This is a genomic window from Shigella sp. FC1967, assembly GCF_001743005.1.
Classification (GTDB): domain Bacteria; phylum Pseudomonadota; class Gammaproteobacteria; order Enterobacterales; family Enterobacteriaceae; genus Proteus.
On record NZ_MIIZ01000132.1, the window covers coordinates 1 to 286 of the forward strand.

Below are 286 nucleotides of genomic sequence, written 5' to 3' on the forward strand. Positions count from 1 at the left end.
GCACCGGCAAAGCCAACATTGATATCAAATATCACGGGGCTTGATGTGGGGCTGAGTCATTACGCCATCAAATCAGACGGCAATAAGATTGCTAATCCGTGCCACCTTATCAATGCCAGCCGTAACCTCCGTCGAAAACAAAAAGCCTTATCTCGCAAGCAAAAAGGGAGTGCTAATCGCCGTAAAGCCCGAATACAGCTTGCAGGTGTACACGAACGGGGTAGCCAATGCCCGTGCTGATTTTCAACACAAACTCTCTCGTGCAATTGTTGACGAAAACCAAGCG

General features: G+C 48.6%; 1 pseudogene. It reads left to right on the top strand.

The window, feature by feature from the left end:
- A pseudogene (locus BHE89_RS01195) lies at positions 1-286 on the top strand (transposase); the annotation flags it as partial.